The sequence below is a fragment of the Streptomyces sp. NPDC002787 genome (genome assembly GCF_053592095.1).
This window is the reverse complement of the sequence record NZ_JBSFVC010000001.1, coordinates 488,860-505,026: the sequence shown is the minus strand read 5'-3', so window position 1 is coordinate 505,026 and position 16,167 is coordinate 488,860. Positions and strand designations below refer to the sequence as shown.

The window sequence follows — 16,167 nt, the reverse complement described above, 5'->3', positions numbered from 1 at the left end:
TGCCCAGCAGCAATCCCGACACGAACGCGGATCGAACCGGCCCGTGCTCGCGCGAGGCTTCACCTTCGAGCACGGCCGACGACGGCCCCCTGCGAGGGGGTGCGGTCTGATGTGCGGTCTCAGCGGAGAGATCCGTTTCGACGGCGGACGACCAGACCTGGCGGCCGTCGAGCGCATGACGGACCGCCTCGCGGCACGGGGACCGGACGGCAGGGGCCTGTGGTCGCAGGGCGCCGTCGCACTGGGTCACCGCAGGTTGAAGATCATCGACCTGTCCGAGTGCGGGGCCCAGCCGATGGCCGACCCCGCCGGGCGGATCGCCGGTGTCTTCAACGGCTGCGTCTACAACTACCAGGAGCTGCGGGAGGAGCTGCGCGGTCTCGGCCACCGCTTCTTCTCCGGCTCCGACACCGAAGTGGTGCTCAAGGCGTACCAGCAGTGGGGAACCGCCTGCGTCGACCGCTTCTACGGCATGTTCGCCTTCGTCATCGTCGAGCAGGCCACCGGACGGCTCGTCCTTGCCCGTGACCGGCTGGGCATCAAGCCGCTGTATCTGGCGCAGGCACCGGGCCGGCTGCGTTTCGCCTCCTCGCTGCCGGCCCTTCTGGCGGGCGGCGGCGTCGACACCTCGCTCGACCCGGTGGCGTTGCACCAGTACATGAGCTGGCACGCCACGGTGGCCGCGCCCCGCACCGTCCTCACCGGGGTGCGCAGGCTGCCCGCGGCGACCGTGCGCGTCGTGGAGCCGGACGGCCGCCACCACGACATCCGGTACTGGCAGCCGTCGTACACCCGCCGGACCGAGTACGCGCACATGGACGCGGGCGACTGGCGGGACGCGGTGCTCGACGCGCTGCGCACCGCCGTACGCCGGCGCATGGTCGCCGACGTGCCCGTCGGGGTTCTCCTCTCGGGCGGTCTCGACTCCAGCCTGATCGTGGCGCTGCTGGCCGACGAGGGGCAGCGCGATCTCGCGACGTTCAGCGTGGGCTTCGAGTCCGAGGGCGGCGAGGAGGGCGACGAGTTCCGTTACTCCGACCTGGTGGCCCGGCGCTTCGGCACGGACCACCACCAGCTGATGGTGCCCTCGGACCGGGTGTCGACGGCGCTGGACGCGGCGATCGAGGCAATGAGCGAGCCGATGATCAGCCATGACGTGGTGGCCTTCCATCTGCTGTCGGAACAGGTCGCCAAGGAGGTGAAGGTCGTCCAGAGCGGCCAGGGCGCCGACGAGGTCTTCGCCGGCTACCACTGGTACCCGGACATCGCCGCCGTCCCGAGGAAGCGGGCGCCCGAGGCGTACGCCGAGACGTACTTCGACCGGTCGCACGCCGACCTCACCGGGATCCTGGAGCCCGGGATGCTGGCCGGTCACGACGTGTCCGGCCGCTTCGTACGGGAGCACATGGCGCACCCGGGCGCCGAGACCGCTCTCGACGCGGCGCTGCGGCTCGACGCCCAGGTGATGCTCGTCGACGATCCGGTCAAGCGCGTCGACAACATGACCATGGACTGGGGGCTGGAGGCCCGCGTCCCGTTCCTCGACCACCAGCTCGTGGAGCTGGCCGCCGCCTGTCCGCCGGAGCTGAAGCTCGCCGACGGCGGCAAGGGAGTCCTCAAGGCCGCCGCCCGCCGGTTCTTGCCCGCGGAGGTCGTCGACCGGCCCAAGGGCTACTTCCCGGTCCCCGCGGTCAAGCACATGGCGGGCCCCGTGCTGGGGCGGGTCCGGGAGGCTCTGGCGGCGCCCGAGGCCAGGTCACGGGGCGTCTTCCGGGACGGGTACGTGGGCAGGCTGCTGTCGGCGCCGGACGAGCACCGCGCCAGGCGTGGGGCGAACGAGCTGTGGCAGGTAGCTTTGCTGGAGATATGGCTGCAAACGCACGGAATCAGCTGACCGGGGCACAGGGGAACCACCCCCCGCGCCCGGCGACGGCGGCCCGGCGGCACCCGCTCGCGGGCTCCGGCTCCCCCCTCGCGGGCTCCGGCTCCCCCACCCCTGTCGGCGAAGAAGTCGTCGACGGGGTGCCGTGGCTGCCCGAGGAGCATGGAACCGCCTCCGCCGTGACCACGGCTGCGACCGGCGGCCACACCGGGACGGTCACCGCTCCGCTGCCGCCCTCCATGGCTCCGGTGCCCATCCCGCTGCCCGACACCGCCGGGCCGCTGGACACACCTCAGCCTCTGCGGTCCCACGGCTGCTGGTACCCGTCGGTGGACCCCAGCGGCAGGTACGTGGCCTTCATCTGCGACCGGGGCGGCGTGCCGCAGCTGTGGACCGGACCCGTCGGCGGACACGAGGTCCATCTGCTGGACTCCGATCCGCATCCGGTCAAGGAGGTGGCCTGGTCGCCCGACGGCCGCTGGATCGCGTACACCACCGCCCCGGGAGGCGGCGAGCACACCCGGGTGCTGTGCGTGCGCCCCGACGGGACGGGGCGGCACCTCCTCGCCGGCGCCGAGCCCGGCAGCTCCGCGTACCTGGGCTGCTGGCAGCACGACGGCTCGGCCGTCGCCGTCACCGTCGCCGAGCCGGTCTTCGTGCCGGGCGGAGCGGACACGGAGGAGGCGCCCGCCCCCACGGAGCCGGGGCTCGCCGACCCCCGCACGTACACCGTCGCCCGACCCCCGGGCTGGGCCTCCCGCGACGGCCGCGCCGTGCTGCTGGGCGGGCCGCACTACGGCGACGCCGGTCCCGCCACCCGTACCCCGGAGGGGAAGGACGACAGGACCGCCGACGGCTCCGAGGGGACGGCCGGCGGAGGGCTGGCCGCCTACCTCGTCGATCCCCTGGGTGTGGCGGCGCCCGCCCTGCTGGCGGTCGAACGTGACGCCGCCACGCTGCGCGTGTGCGACATCAGCCGGGACGGACGGCTGGCGCTCCTGCGCCGGGGGCCACGCGGCCGTCGCGAAGCCCTCGTGGTGCGCACCGCTGATCTGCGGACCACCTTCGCCCTGCCGGTCGCCGACGGCGATCCCTGGATCGGGCGGTTCTCCCCGGACGCCTCGACGGTGTGGCTGCGCAGCGACGCGGCACGCGAGTTCGCCGCGCTGTTCGCCGTCCGCCTGGATGCCGAAGGGCAGCGGCTGGGGCTGACCGTCGCGGCCGAGCGCGAGGGCTGCGGGCTGGAACTGCTGGCCTTCGGCCATGACGGGCACGGCGCGGCCCTGGCCTGGAACGTGCGCGGAGCCACTGAACTGGAGGTCACGACGGTCGAGGCGGCGGCCACTGGGGACGCTCGGGTGAGTTCGTCGCGGACGGTGCCGCTGCCGCACGAGGTGGTGACGCGTATCCCCCGGGTCGGCGGCCCGGCGGGACTGGTGCTGGCGCTGTCCGGCTCGCAGCGCCGCCCCGGGGTGTGGTGCTTCCCCGAAGGCACCGCGCGGCGGACCGAGTGGTCGTCCCGTGACGAGGACGCCGTCCCGCCCGGTCGTCCGCCCGTGCGTCCCGTGCCCCTGCGGTTGACGGCGCGCGACGGGCTGCCGCTGAGCGGCTGGTACTACCGGGCGCCGGGGCGGGCCCCCGGGGAGCCGGCACCCTGCGTGATCCATCTGCACGGCGGGCCGGAGGAACAGGAGAGGCCGGTGTTCAACCCGCTCTACCACGAGTTGGTGGGCCGGGGGCTGGATGTCTTCGCTCCGGATGTGCGCGGCTCGTCGGGGCACGGCCGCTCGTTCGTCGACGCCGACCTCGGCACGGGACGGTTCGCCGCGATCGAGGACGTCGCCGACTGCACGGCCCACGTCATCGTGGCCGGTCTCGCCGACCCGAGTCGGCTGGCCGTCATGGGCCGCTCGTACGGCGGATATCTGGTGATGGCCTCCCTCGTGTGGCACCCGGAGCTCTTCCGCACCGGCGTCGCGGTCTGCGGCATGTCCGACTTCGCGACCTTCTACGCCGGTACCGAGCCGTGGATCGCGGAATCGGCGGCCCACAAGTACGGCCACCCGGAACACGACCGTGAGCTGCTGCGCGCGCTGTCCCCGATGACCCGCGTCGACGCGCTGCGCGTGCCGCTCCTCGCGGTCCACGGTGAGCACGACACGAACGTGCCGCTCGGCGAGTCCGAGCAGTTCGTGCGCGCGGCCCGCGAGCGCGGTCTGGAGGCCGAACTGCTGATGCTGCGCGACGAGGGCCATGACTTCCTGCGCGCGGACAGCCGGAGGATCTTCCGCCGCAGCGCCGCCGCCTGGATCGAACGTCACCTCGCCGGGTGACCCTGACCGTGGGCGGCGCGTTGGGCGCTCCCTCACGGCGAGCCTCAGTAGTGTTTTGTCCGCATAAAGATCCATAGATTCTGCTCGGAAGGCACTACGTGAGTCCCAACGGCTGTGACCGATCGCCACGACGTCCGATGCGCGGGGCGCGCGGGGCGCGTCGGAGGCTGCTGCAGACGCTGATCGCCGGCCTGGTCCTGGCGACAGCCTCCGGCTGCGACTACACATGGCGGGACTTCCCGCGCCTCGGGATGCCCACCCCGGTCACGGAAGAGGCACCGCGGATCCTCTCCCTGTGGCAGGGCTCGTGGGCGGCCGCGCTGACCGTGGGCGCGCTGGTGTGGGGGCTGATCCTCTGGGCGGCCATCTTCCACCGGCGCAGCAGGACCAGGATCGAGGTTCCGCCGCAGTCCCGGTACAACATGCCCATCGAGGTGCTGTACACCGTGGTCCCGCTGATCATCGTCTCGGTGCTGTTCTATTTCACGGCCCGTGACGAGGCCGAGCTCCTCGAACTCTCCGAGAAGCCCGCTCACACCGTCGGTGTCGTCGGCTTCCAGTGGAGCTGGGGCTTCAACTACGTCGAGGACGTGGACGGCAAGGCCGACACGGGCGACGCGAAGGCCGCACCGGCCCTGGGGGTGGTTCCGGACAGATACCGCGAGGCGTTCCCCCCGGGCGCCGAGGGCGTCTTCGACATCGGTGTCCCCGGCACCCGCAACCCGCAGACCGGCAATCCGGGTCCGACCCTGTGGCTGGCGAAGGGCGAGAAGGTCCGGTTCGTGCTGTCCTCGCGTGACGTCATCCACTCCTTCTGGGTGTTGCCGTTCCTGATGAAGCAGGACGTCTTCCCCGGTCACAACGTCAACGTCTTCGAGGTGACGCCCACGCGGGAGGGCACCTTCCGGGGCAAGTGCGCCGAGCTCTGCGGCGTCGACCACGCCCGGATGCTCTTCAACGTCAAGGTCGTCTCGCCGGAGCGCTACCGGCAGCACCTGCGGGAGCTGGCCGACAAGGGTCAGCGCGGCTTCATCCCTGCGGGCGTCGAGGTCACCGACCCGGCCAGAAACGACGAGCCGCGCAAGCTCTGAGAGGGGCGCGGCGATCCGGTCCGCTGCGACACCCACGCCCCGTCGCCCACGGCCTCACGGCGGTGGCCCCACTCCGGAGTGACGGCCGGAGCGGACGGCGGCGTGGCGTTGTCCGGGGCCGGGGCCGTCGCGAGCGGCGAGCATGTCGGCGACGACGCCGGTGGTGAAGGCGTAGACGGCCTTGTGCAGGACGTCGACGACAAGTTCCCTGCGGGGCCAGGTGCCGGGCGGGGCACCCACACCCGTCGCGTTCTCGAGGATCTGGTCGTTGGTCAGGCGGACGACGGCGAACTTCGCGGAGGCCGGCGCGCCGCGCAGCCCGGCCTGCGCCATGATCGAGCGCACCACCCCGAGGAGGGCGGCCTGGCCGTGGTGCATGGCCCAGTTGACCGGCAGGGGCTGTTTCCCGGGGTGTTCCGGAAGGCCCGTCAGGCGCTGGAGGACCCGGGCGGGCACATGGGAGTCGGGCCGTCCGGTGATCGCCTGCTCGATCTTCTCGCCGAGGGTCATCACGACACCTCCGACCGTTCCCGCGACCAGTCCCTGCCACACTGCGCTGCGCTTGATCATGTCGCCCCTCTGTCGTGCTCCCGGCGGTCGGTCGGCACTCTTCAGTCGTCCTCCACCGCCTTGCTCATGAGTGCGCCGTACGCCAGTTGCAGGGCGTCCGCACCGGCCAGGGCCGCGAGCGCGCTCATGGCGGTGCGCGTGCCGCGCGGCCAGAGCAGCCGGCCCGCGGTCAGGGTGGAGGCCACCCAGACGCTCATGCAGTAGGGGCAGGTCACCAGCTCGCCGACCGTGCCCTTGCCATCCTCGGAACGCGCCTCCTCATGCAGTTCGGCGGGACCTTGCGGCCCGACGTACTTCGTGAAGGGCGCCCGCAGCGGGCTGGTGACCGCCGCCTTGCTCAGGAGCCGGCTGAGCCGGAACGTGGCCACCGACGTCAGGACGACGTCCCAGGGTTCGGGCCGTTCGGGCAGCGGGCGCCCGCGCAGTCGCACCGCCGTGGCCAAGGCCGCCGTGTACGCCCCGAAGCCCGCCATGGCCGCCAGATAGCCGCCGAGAGGCCGGTCCCGCCCAGCAGAGTAGCGTCGTTCCGTACGCTCGACGAGCCTGTGCAGGCGCCCTGCGAGACGGTTGTCAGTCGCTGTGTCCATGGACGGGGCCCGCCTCTCTCGCTCGGCTTCGCGGGTCCGCCGCCCGGCCGTTCTTCTGTCGGCTGCCCATCGGCACCCACACCATCGGCGGGAGCGGATGCACCGGGTGTTCCGGCATCCGGTTCCGCCTGGTCAGGGGGCGTGGCGTCGTATTCATGGCCGACGGGTCCCCGCCCGGGAAGGCGGCAAACAGGGCGAAAGGCCGACGCATGGGGCGTCCGAGGTCACCCGGGGCCGCACCCGAGGCCGGACCGGCGGTGACTGGGCCGGTCCGGCCTTCGGGACATCCACTTGTCGGGTATGCGGTGAGCGCCTGTGGGTCAGCGTGACGTCCGGGCGGAGCCCGTACGACCGCCCCTGTCGGTCTTGCTCGCCGCCGCACTGGCCGCCAGCGCGAGCAGCAGGGCGACGATACCGACGATCACGTTGTTGACGACGGTGCGCGTGGTGTCCACGTTCCCCGCCACCACCCATGGCGCGACGATCGTCCAGGCTCCGAGGATCGCGGCGGCCCACGCCCTGGCGTGCGTGCGCTCGTAGGCGTGGCCGAAGCCGCTCAGCAGGAGCGCGTAGGCGATACCGGTGATCAGGTTGTTCACAGCCAGGGTGTTGAAACCGCTGAAGCCCGCGATCCACGGCGATGCGGCCAGGTACAGGCCGGTGACGAGGGCCATCGCCTCGACGGCCTGCCCCTGCTGGGTCGTGGCCGCCCGCTCGGCCCTGGCGTGGCGCTCCCGCATCTCCAGGATGTCCGGGTGCGACTCCAGGGTGGTCTGGGTCCGTTCGGTCATGCCCGCCTCCTTCGTCAGGGGTCCACGGTCACGCGTCCCCGATGAATGAACGCCGAGTACCCACCAGACAGCCACAAACCCGTATATGTCGGACAGAAATCCACCGCCTCGGCCACCGGCACGGTTTCGCCTGCCTCCCGCGCTTCGACAGGGCTCCCGGGTGCGGCCGATCAGCCCTTCCTCGTGCCCGAAGGGAGGACCGGTTCATCCGTCCGGGCGTGTGCCGTGGCCGGGGGATCCGCATGGCTGAAACATGGCCCCGGAAGCCCTGGGCCGCGGACATGCGGTGCGGCGACGGGGGTACTTCGTCCGCCCAGCCCCCAGCCATTCATGAGGAGTACGCCCATGACCTTCAATCCTCTGGAGCAGCGGGGCATCCCGCTGGACCGCCCTGCGCAGCTGGCGTGAGCTGAACGTGGAGCCGATCGATCCCGACCGCTGTGACCCGTACACCCGCTGCCGCATCATCACGATGAACGGGATCGAGGTGGAGGCGATCCTCTTCAGCCACCAGCTCGCCCGCAACACCGTCGACCCGGAGGTCAAGCGGCAACTCGCTCGGACCCGCTACATCGAGGCGCAGCAGCAGAAGGTGGTGAACTGGCTGCTGCCCGGCGTGTCCTCGGTCCTGGAGACGACGATCGCCTACGAGCAGGTCGCGGTGGACCTGACGGCGTGGGTGGCGCGGATGGAGCCCGACCCCTATCTGAAGCAGGCGTACCAGTTCGGTGTCCTGGAGGACTTCGACCATCTGTACCGGTACGCCAACCTGTACGAGATGATCGAGCACCGCAAGGCGGAGTCGGTCGTCGACGGCCTGACGGAGGTCATGCCCGGCAGGCCGACCAAGTACCACCACCGCGACCCGTACGACAACGTGCGCGACCCGTACGCCAAGGACGAGACGAACCCGCTGTCGAAGCTGCACGCGCTGACGATCATGTCGGCCGAGCAGCAGACCATGAACTTCTACATGAACACCGGCCCCACCTACATGGAGCCGATCGCCCGTCAGCTCTACCAGGAGATCGGGCTCATCGAGGAGGAGCACGTCACCCACTACGAGTCCCTCGTCGACCCGGGTGAGACGTGGTGGGAGCAGCTGGTCAACCACGAGTACAACGAGTGCTACCTCTACCACTCCTTCATGGAGCAGGAGAGCGACCCCAAGGTCAAGGCCATCTGGGAGCTGCACCTGAACATGGAGCTGGAGCACCTCCACACCGCCTGCGACCTGATGCGCCGGCACGACGGGCGCGATCCGGCCTCGGTGCTGGCGCCGGAGCTGCCGAACGTGCTCACCTTCGAGCCGAACAAGCAGTACCTGCGGGAGCTGCTGGACACGCAGATGGATCTCACCACGCTCGGTGCCGGCTATGTGCGCGAGGCGCACGAGCGGTTCGAGGCCATGCAGGAGCAGATCCACGGAGGTGAGCAGCCGCCCAGCGAGCGGGTGATGGCGGAGCACGACGAGATGTTCGGCCGTGAGTACCGCGTCGAGTCCGAGGGCGAGCACCCCGACCCGGCCATGCGTGAGAAGTGAGGGAGCCGAGATGACCGAGCTCGACACTCCGCAGGCCGGCGACGACCGGGCCAAGGACACCGATGTGGTGGCGTTGCTGATGCGGCAGCACGGCGACATCCGCAACCTCTTCGACGAGGTCGAGGCGAGCACCGGCGAGGAGCGCCGGGACGCCTTCCGCCGTCTGGTGCGGCTGCTGGCCGTGCACGAGACCGCCGAGGAGGAGGTCGTCCACCCCTTCGCCCGTCGGGCCCTGGCCGGTGGTGCGCAGGTGGTCGAGGACCGGCTCGCCGAGGAACGCGCGGCCAAGGAGACGCTGGCCGCGCTGGACGACCTCGACACCGACGACCCGAAGTTCATGCCGCGGCTGAGGCAACTGCGCACGGACGTCCAGGAACACGCGCGGGCCGAGGAACGCTACGAGTTCATCCACATCCGCCGCAGCACCGACGCCACCAACCTCGCCGCCATGGCCAAGGCCGTGAAGGCCGCCGAGGCCATGGCACCGACCCGCCCCCACCCGGGCGTCGAGTCGGGAGCGGCGAACGTGACGCTGGGGCCGGTCGCCGCGCTGATGGACCGTACGAAGGACGCGGTGCGCAAGGCCATGGGCAAGGACGGCTGACGGGAAGGGCGCACATGGTGATCGACGAAGCTCTGGTCGAAGCGCTCCTGAACGCTTCGCGGGACGACGCCGCCCTGGTCCTGCTGGAAGGGAAGGCACAGGTCGTCGAACCGTCCGTCCGCGCCGACGACCGCTTCCGGGGAGCGGCCGTGATTCTCACCCGGGCGGAACTCGTGGACCGGCTGGGCACGCCCTCGCCCTCCCCTGGCGACGTGACGCGGGTGGCGGCTTCCCTGCGGGACGTCGTCGACAAGCTCGGTGCCTGAACGGCCACCACCACGAATCGCCGGGGCGTCGACGCGGCCCCCGGCGATTCGGCGTCCGGCGTCCGGCGTCCGGCGTCCGGCGTCCGGCGTCCGGCGTCCGGCGTCCGGCAGGCTACGGGCTACGGGCTACGGGCTACGGACGAACGAGACGAGTGCCGCCGTCCGGCTACGGCAGACGGCGGCGCAGGGGACGCGGGAGCAGCAGAGACGGAAGCAGCAGAGACGGGAGCCGGCGGACGGTCCAGCCGCCGGCCAGGCGGCCGATCACGGCGCCGGCGGCGACATCGCTCGGGTAGTGGGCCCCGCTCTGCACCCGCTCGACGGCCACCAGCGCGGCCGGGATCGCGCACAGGACACCGGCCGACGGCCACGACGGGGCGACGGCGGCGGTGAAGGCGACCGCGGCGGCGGTGTGGCCGGACGGGAAGGAGGACGAGTCGGGGCGGTCGTCGACCTCGCCGTGCGGAAACCACTCCTTCGGCGGTCGACGCCGGTCGGCCAGCTGCTTGCACACGGCGTTGGAGGCCAGCTGCGCCACCGTCATCGCGGCCACGCCCGCCGCCGCGGCACGCCGCCCGCGCCCGCCGCCCCACAACGCCATCGCCCCGGCCGCGCCGCACCACAGCTTGGCCCTCTGGGCCGCCTCCTCCACCGCCGACAGCGGCTTGCCCACGAAGACGGGGTTCAGGGCCGCCATCCGCTTGGCCAGCCACCGGTCCCCCGCACGAAGCTCTGCCGACACTCTCCGCTCCAGGTATGCCGGTGAGGCGGAGCCGGCCCGCCCCACGAGATCGGTCTTCTGCCCGGCGTTGCGGGTGGGCCCCGCGCGGGCGGGTCAGTCCTCCCGCTCGGCCGGCCAGGGCAGTCGGTCCTCGGGGACGACGTGCATCGCGGCCTCCTCGGCACCCGCCGCTCCGCCGTCGATGCCCTCGTCCTCGGCGACGAGTTCCTTGGTGGTGTCCGTTCGCGCGCCCTCGTCCGGTGCGACCAGACGACCGGCGCGGTCGGCGCCGGCCTCCGGGTCGACGGGTTCGCCCTCGCCGCCCGGCAGGTCGCCGATGCCGTCCCCGGGCGGCACCTCCACGTCGGGAACCTCCTGTCGCAGTCTGTCGTCCAGGGACTCCCCTTCGTGCTGCTCGGCCGCCGTGGTGCCGCTCTTGGTGACGCCCAAGGGCTTCTCCGGCGGTGAGTAGCCCTCGTCCAGGATGTCGTCGTAGGTGCGCTCGTCGACCGCGTCCTGGAGATCCAGCGGGGTGGCGTCCTCCTGGTCCTCGTTGCTGCCGGTGGGCTGGTAGGCGTCGTCCGCCATGCTCTCGTCGCTCATGCTCGCCTCCGGGGACGGCTGACTGGTTGGTACTTCCGTGCGGAGTACCGAGTTCCACGCCTCTGACACCTACGTTCTCGCAGGCGAAGGCCGGTGACGCGCCCGTGGGGACTCATCTTCGAGGCCCGATGGGTGCCGGTGCGCGGCGGTGGGCGCCGGGGTACCGTCCCGCCTGCGCACCGACCCCGACGCGTGACGTCGCGCGTACCACTGGACGGCCAGGGTGACGGCGAGACCGATCTCGACCAGGTCGCCGCCGTAGTACATCAGCTGCGCACCGGTGCGCAGGTCGCCGGCGGTGAACGCGGTACCGGGCGGCGGCGCCGCGTACAGCCCCTTGGCGAGTACGGCATGGGCGGCACCGGCCGCCAGCAGGGCGGCTCCGCGCACGGCGAGGCTCCAGCGGCGCCGCACCGGGTCGAGTTGACAGACCGCGAAGGTGAACAGCAGCCCGGCGGCGAGCACATGAGCCTGCGTCACGGCATACGGCAAGGGTTGCCGGTGCGTGGCGGCGAAGAGGCCGGTGCGGTGCAGCAGCCACAGGCCGCCGATGTCCACCACGGCCGCCACCGGCGGGCGGAGCAGCAGACCGACGGGCCGCGCGTGCGCCGTCGCCAGCAGGCCCCGTCGCGTCCGGCCGGGCGGCAGGGCTCGCAGGCTCAGGGTCAGGGGTCGGGCGAGGACGAGGAGCAGCGGGGCCGCCATGCCCACGATCAGATGCCGGGTGCGGGGTGACGGCCACGACGCCGACCGGGACGGACAGGCATCGGAGCCGACCGGGACAGGCGCCGTAGGAGTGCCGTGTTCCGGGGTGCCGTGTGCGGGGCCGAAAGGCTCCCCCACACGGCACTTCGTACGCGGCACGAGCGCGGTCAGGCCGCTATCGACCCACGGCTGATCCGGCGCCCGGCGGCCGCCAGGCCCGCTCCCACCATCGCGACGGCGGCCGTCCTGCGCATCGCGGTGCGCCGCCGCCCTCCCCAGCCGCCGTGTACCGCGCCCTCCCCCGGAGCCGGTACGTGCAGCGCTCCATGGGTGGCCGGGGCCGTCTCGTCGTGGGACAGATGGCTCCTGTCGGTCTGCCGTGCCATCACCCGCTCCGCGAGTGCCGGGTTCTTCCGCGCCCGCCGCACCAGGGCCCGTCCGGCGGGGCCGACCACCACCTCACGGTGGGGGTGCCTGGCCAGGTCCACGACGGTCCGGGCGACCCGCTCGGGGCTGTAGACGGGCGGCATCGCGACCACCTTGCGCCCGGTGAAGTTGGCCGCCTGCTCGAAGTGCGGGGTGTCGATGGTCGCGGGCATCACGGTGCACACCCGGATGTCCTTGAGCCCCTCCACCCGCAGTTGCTGCCGCAGGCTCGACCCGAGCCCCTGGACGGCGTGCTTCGACATGCTGTACGGGTGGCTGTACGGCTGGGCGACGGCGCCCACGATGGACGATATGTTGATCAGCGTGCCGCTCCCCTGCCGGCGCATCACCCGCAGAGCCGCGCGGGCACCGTGCACGTAGCCCATCACGTTGACGTCGAGGACCCTGCGGAAGTCCTCCAGCGGCACGTCCTCCAAACGGCCGAAGGCGTTGACGGCCGCGTTGTTGACCCAGACGTCGATCCGGCCGAACTCCTCCACGGCCCGCCTCGCCAGGTCATCCACGGCCTTGACGTCCGTCGTGTCGGTCGGCACGACCAGCGTCCGGGCCCCGCGATGCTTCTCGCACTTCCGTGCGGTCGCCTCGAGCGCCTCCTCACGGCGCGCGGCCAGCACCACGGCGCTCCCCTTGCGCGCGAAGGCCTCGGCCGTGGCCCGGCCGATCCCGCTGGACGCCCCCGTCACCACCACCACGTGTTCCTTGAGTCGCATCCCGTACCTCCTCAGAAACGGCCCGTCCCGGACACGTCATGTCCGGCTCGGCACCGCCCGAGTACCCGAAACCGCGAAGTCACCTCAGCCGACGTCCACGACCTCGTACGACACGGCCGGGAGCGGACTCGGGCGGTCCGGAAGGCGGCCTGTCCGGGGGATGGCGTTGTCCGGGTGGTGCGGTGAGGATGCTCCCTCGCATCACACATCCCGCAGGAGAGCGGAGGGGGCTGTCCGATGGGTTCGCACGCGGCACCGAAACATCGTGGACGCGCGCTGCTGGCGCCGATGAGTCTGCTGCTCCTGGTCGCGCTCCTCGGTGTCCCCCGTGCCGAGGGAGCACCGGTGTCGGCCGACGCCTGCCGCACCATGGGCACCGAACTGCCCCGCGGTGACTGCGGGCCGTTCTGGCAGGTCCTCGCGGAGGACTTCGACGGCGACCGGGTGCCGCTGGGTTCGTTCAGCGACTGCGACCACCGCGCCGACACCTCCGGCGCGTACTGCGGGGGCCTGAGCGGTGCGTACCGCGACAACTGGTGGGCGTACCCCACCGGTTGGCGCGACACGGCCAACGACCGGGGCCGGGAGGTCGTGGGCGTCTACCACCCGGAGGACACGGTGAGCGTCGGCCCTGCGGAGAACGGTGACGGCAGGATGTACATCCGCATGTGGCGGCCGGCCGACGGCGGTCCCGTGCACGCCGCCGCGGTGGTACCGCGTGCCGTCATGCAGATGAAGTACGGCAAGTACAGCGCCCGTATCAAGGTCACGAAGCTCGCTCCGGGCTACAAGTCCGCCTGGCTGCACTACGGCGGGGGCTGCGAGATGGACCATCCCGAGGGTGAGTGGACCGGCGACCTGACCGCCTTCCATCATCCGTGCGGTGGAGGCGAGCAGGGCTACTTCCCGGGCAGCGACGACTGGACCGAGTGGCACACGGTGTCGACGGAGTGGACGCCCGGACATGTGCGGTTCTTCGTGGACGGCCGGCAGGTGGGGCACGACACCCGCGAGGTGCCGGACCGGCCGCTGTCCTGGGTGCTGCAGAACGAAAGCGCCCTGCAGGGCCCCGGCGCGGCTCCCGGCAGCAGCGCCCAGCTCGACATCACCTGGGTCGCCGCCTACGCGTACGGGTGGAAGTGAGCGTCCACCGCCGACGGCGCGTCGCACGGGGCGGGCGGCGTGGCAGGGGGCGGGCGGCTTGCCTGCGCCGCGCACCCGGCGCACGCTGGTCGTATGGCTGGTCACGACGGCCCCGGCCCCACGCTCATCACGTCCGTGCAGCGGGCCTTCCGCCTGCTGGAGGCCGTGAGCGCGCACGAGAACGGCGCGCCGGCGAAGCAGCTGGCACGGGAGACGGGGCTGCCCCTGGCCACCGCGTATCACCTGCTGCGGACGCTCGTCCACGACGGATATCTGCGGAAGCTGGACGACGGCGGTTTCGTCCTCGGCGACAAGGTGCAGACGCTCCACACCACCGGCCGGGGGCAGGCGCTGCTCAGCCGGGTCCGTCCGGCCCTCGCCGCGCTGCGGGACGAGCTCGCGACCGCCGCGTATCTCACCTTCTACGAGGACGGTGAGATCCGGGTCGCCGAGATCGTGGACAGCGCCCGGGCGCCCCGGGTCGATCTCTGGGTGGGCTTCGAGGACGCCGGCCATGCCACCGCGCTGGGCAAGTCGGTGCTGCGGGAGCTGGACGAGGACTCCCGCAAGGACTATCTCTCCCGGCACCACCTCACCGATCTCACCCCACGGACCATCACCGACGCCCCGGAACTGCTCCGGCGGCTCGACTCCTCCCCCGTGGCGCCGGCCGTCACCGACCTGGAGGAGTACGCCCTCGGTACGGTCTGTATCGCGGTGCCCGTGTACAGCGGGGACACGCTCGGCTCGCTCGGCGTCTCACTGCGCGCGGACCGGCTCTCCCGGCTCCAGGAGATCCGGGCGCGGCTGCTCCCGACCGCGAACAGGGTGACCACGGGCCTCTCGCTCACTATCTGAAAATCACATCCTTGTGGCACCCCTCTCCCATCGCCTTTCCTGGATCAAACGGACATTCCAGGAGCGCACGCTCCGCGCACAGGTGAGGACCGCGGGCGAAACATGAGTCACACGCGAGAGCACGGCGGCGACCACGGGCCGATCCGGTCGCCCTGGGGCGACCTGGCCGCTCCGAGGGCGAGGGCCCGGAATCGCGCCGCCGGGCAGCTGGCCTCCGGCACACCCGTCCTGCCCGTGCTGATCGTCTCCGTCATCGTCGTCGTCGACCTCCTCGGTGGAGCGGGGCTGACCTGGCTGCCGCTGCTCGCCGCCGGGCCCGCGCTGGCCGCCACCACCAGCGGACCGCGCGGAGTGCTCTGCGTCGGCCTCCTCGCCGGGGTGCTGGGCGGGGTGCTCGGTGTCCGTGACGGCGCGCCGGGCCGCGAGCTGGCCGCCGTACTGTCCGCCCTGGTGGCCGTCACTCTGGCGAGTGGCCTGGCCAGCGCCCTGCGGGGGCGTCGTGAGCGGGTGCTCGCGGCCGTCCGCTCGGTCGCCGAGGCCGCCCAGCACGCCCTGCTGCAGCCCGTACCGGCGAGCGTCGGCCCGTTCCAGGTGGCCGTCCGCTACAGCGCCGCGGCCGCGGAGGCCCGTATCGGCGGGGATCTCTACGCCCTCGTGCCCACCCCGTACGGGGTTCGCCTGATCGTCGGCGATGTGCGCGGCAAGGGGCTGCCGGCCGTGGGGGTGGCCGCGCTGGTGGTCGGGGTCTTTCGTGAGGCCGCCTACGAGGAGCCCGATCTGCTCGCCGTCGTGGACAGGATCGAGCGGAGCCTGGCACGCAACCTCCGCGGCGACGACTTCGTCACCGCCGTGGTCGCCGGGCACCCCCGTCCAGGCCGGCTGGAGCTGGTCAACTGCGGACACGCGCCCCCGCTGCTGGTGCACGGCCCCGGGGTCGTACCGGTGGAGCCCGTCCGCCCGGCCCCGCCCCTCGGGCTGCGCGCTCTCACGGGCGAGGTCCCCGGCCTGCAGACCCTCCCCTTCGCCGACGGTGATCAGCTGCTGCTCTACACCGACGGCGTCACGGAGGCCCGCGACCGCGACCGCGAGTTCTACCCGCTCGCCGAGAGGCTGACCCACCACCTCTCCGACGAGCCGGCGCGCACCCTCACCTCGCTCCACGACGAACTCCTGGCCCACGTGGGAGGCCGTCTGCACGACGACGCGGCACTGCTCCTGCTCCGCAAACCGGGCGCTCCCGAGCCGGCCGCCCTCGAAGCGGTGTCCACGACACGAGGCTGAGGCCGAAGGTGAGGCGTCAGCGCGGTACGGCC

The 16,167-nt window shown here is 72.1% G+C and carries 15 protein-coding genes and 1 pseudogene; 9 read left to right on the top strand and 7 right to left on the bottom strand.

All coding sequences use genetic code 11. The features are described 5' to 3' along the window. Positions 1–109: 109 nt before the first annotated feature. The 3 genes from ACWD26_RS02100 (at position 110) to ctaC (ending at position 5,306) form a co-directional block, all read left to right on the top strand. Entirely contained in the window at positions 110–1,894 is a 1,785-nt protein-coding gene (locus ACWD26_RS02100) for an N-acetylglutaminylglutamine amidotransferase (protein WP_451265196.1), read from the top strand. Beyond that, positions 1,867–4,215 carry a S9 family peptidase gene (locus ACWD26_RS02095; RefSeq protein WP_451265194.1) on the top strand — a complete coding sequence of 783 codons (2,349 nt, stop codon included), beginning with the start codon at positions 1,867–1,869 and terminating at the stop codon, positions 4,213–4,215. Before ACWD26_RS02100 ends, ACWD26_RS02095 begins: the two co-directional genes overlap by 28 nt. A 98-nt stretch (positions 4,216–4,313) precedes the next feature. Next, positions 4,314–5,306 carry an aa3-type cytochrome oxidase subunit II gene (gene ctaC, locus ACWD26_RS02090; RefSeq protein ID WP_451265192.1) on the top strand — a complete coding sequence of 331 codons (993 nt, stop codon included), beginning with the start codon at positions 4,314–4,316 and terminating at the stop codon, positions 5,304–5,306. 54 nt (positions 5,307–5,360) lie between these two features. Here ctaC and ACWD26_RS02085 read toward each other — a convergent pair whose 3' ends face one another. The 3 genes from ACWD26_RS02085 to ACWD26_RS02075 form a co-directional block, all read right to left on the bottom strand. Beyond that, positions 5,361–5,876, bottom strand: coding sequence for a hypothetical protein (locus ACWD26_RS02085; RefSeq protein ID WP_451265190.1), 516 nt, complete (start codon positions 5,874–5,876; stop codon positions 5,361–5,363). A 41-nt stretch (positions 5,877–5,917) separates the two neighbouring features. Beyond that, positions 5,918–6,463, bottom strand: a complete 546-nt coding sequence (locus ACWD26_RS02080) for a DUF1360 domain-containing protein (protein WP_451265188.1) — start codon at positions 6,461–6,463, stop codon at positions 5,918–5,920. Between the two features lie 320 nt (positions 6,464–6,783). Then, positions 6,784–7,254, bottom strand: coding sequence for an SPW repeat protein (locus ACWD26_RS02075; protein ID WP_451265186.1), 471 nt, complete (start codon positions 7,252–7,254; stop codon positions 6,784–6,786). A gap of 345 nt (positions 7,255–7,599) precedes the next feature. Here ACWD26_RS02075 and ACWD26_RS02070 point away from each other — a divergent pair. From ACWD26_RS02070 to ACWD26_RS02060, 3 genes and pseudogenes are all read left to right on the top strand, one after another. Next, positions 7,600–8,797: pseudogene (locus ACWD26_RS02070) on the top strand (hypothetical protein). Between the two features lie 10 nt (positions 8,798–8,807). Next, complete coding sequence (locus tag ACWD26_RS02065; RefSeq protein WP_451265184.1) at positions 8,808–9,401, top strand: hemerythrin domain-containing protein; 594 nt, start codon at positions 8,808–8,810, stop codon at positions 9,399–9,401. Between the two features lie 14 nt (positions 9,402–9,415). After that, a complete protein-coding gene (locus ACWD26_RS02060) occupies positions 9,416–9,667 on the top strand; it encodes a hypothetical protein (protein WP_451265182.1) in 252 nt (83 codons plus the stop codon). 166 nt (positions 9,668–9,833) lie between these two features. Here ACWD26_RS02060 and ACWD26_RS02055 read toward each other — a convergent pair whose 3' ends face one another. From ACWD26_RS02055 to ACWD26_RS02040, 4 genes are all read right to left on the bottom strand, one after another. Beyond that, positions 9,834–10,409 carry a phosphatase PAP2 family protein gene (locus tag ACWD26_RS02055; protein WP_451265180.1) on the bottom strand — a complete coding sequence of 192 codons (576 nt, stop codon included), beginning with the start codon at positions 10,407–10,409 and terminating at the stop codon, positions 9,834–9,836. A 93-nt stretch (positions 10,410–10,502) separates the two neighbouring features. Continuing rightward, a complete protein-coding gene (locus tag ACWD26_RS02050) occupies positions 10,503–10,991 on the bottom strand; it encodes a DUF5709 domain-containing protein (RefSeq protein WP_451265178.1) in 489 nt (162 codons plus the stop codon). A 69-nt stretch (positions 10,992–11,060) separates the two neighbouring features. Next, positions 11,061–11,834, bottom strand: a complete 774-nt coding sequence (locus tag ACWD26_RS02045; protein WP_451265176.1) for a cytochrome c oxidase assembly protein — start codon at positions 11,832–11,834, stop codon at positions 11,061–11,063. Between the two features lie 29 nt (positions 11,835–11,863). Continuing rightward, positions 11,864–12,853 carry an SDR family oxidoreductase gene (locus ACWD26_RS02040; RefSeq protein ID WP_451265174.1) on the bottom strand — a complete coding sequence of 330 codons (990 nt, stop codon included), beginning with the start codon at positions 12,851–12,853 and terminating at the stop codon, positions 11,864–11,866. Positions 12,854–13,141: 288 nt separating this feature from the next. Between ACWD26_RS02040 and ACWD26_RS02035 the strand changes: the two genes are divergently transcribed. The 3 genes from ACWD26_RS02035 to ACWD26_RS02025 all read left to right on the top strand — a co-directional run bounded on the left by ACWD26_RS02035 (position 13,142) and on the right by ACWD26_RS02025 (position 16,135). Next, complete coding sequence (locus ACWD26_RS02035; RefSeq protein ID WP_451265172.1) at positions 13,142–13,996, top strand: glycoside hydrolase family 16 protein; 855 nt, start codon at positions 13,142–13,144, stop codon at positions 13,994–13,996. Between the two features lie 93 nt (positions 13,997–14,089). Next, positions 14,090–14,854 (top strand): IclR family transcriptional regulator, encoded by a 765-nt coding sequence (locus ACWD26_RS02030; protein ID WP_451265170.1) that lies wholly within the window; start codon positions 14,090–14,092, stop codon positions 14,852–14,854. A 102-nt stretch (positions 14,855–14,956) separates the two neighbouring features. Beyond that, entirely contained in the window at positions 14,957–16,135 is a 1,179-nt protein-coding gene (locus tag ACWD26_RS02025; RefSeq protein ID WP_451265168.1) for a PP2C family protein-serine/threonine phosphatase, read from the top strand. The last annotated feature ends 32 nt before the right edge of the window (positions 16,136–16,167 follow it).